The organism is Roseibium sp. SCP14 (genome assembly GCF_040329475.1).
GTDB lineage: Bacteria > Pseudomonadota > Alphaproteobacteria > Rhizobiales > Stappiaceae > Roseibium.
This window is the reverse complement of the sequence record NZ_JBDZYH010000034.1, coordinates 1-349: the sequence shown is the minus strand read 5'-3', so window position 1 is coordinate 349 and position 349 is coordinate 1. Positions and strand designations below refer to the sequence as shown.

Sequence of the window (349 nt, the reverse complement as noted above, 5' to 3'; positions counted from 1 at the left end):
CACATCCTGCGGACCGATGATCCGGGCGCCCAGTCCCTCGATCACCTTGACCGCCTTTTCCACCAGCTGGGCGTTGGTCGCCAGGACACCCTTTTCCAGAAACAGGTTGTCCTCCAGTCCAACCCGCACATTGCCGCCGGCCAGCACCGCTGCGGCCGCATAGGGCATCTGATCGCGGCCAAGGCTGAAGGCGGACCAGGTCCAGTCATCCGGAATGGCGTTGACCATGGCCATGAAGGTGTTCAGATCGTTCGGTGCGCCCCAGGGCACGCCCATGCACAGCTGTACCAGCGCCGGCGAGGCCAGCGTGCCTTCCTTGACCAGCTGCTTGGCGAACCACAGGTGACCG

General features: G+C 64.5%; 1 protein-coding gene. It reads right to left on the bottom strand.

Features of this window, described 5'->3' with window-relative positions:
* On the bottom strand, positions 1–349 hold a 349-nt coding region (locus ABLQ08_RS32485; RefSeq protein WP_352950921.1), incomplete at both ends, for a 3-keto-5-aminohexanoate cleavage protein.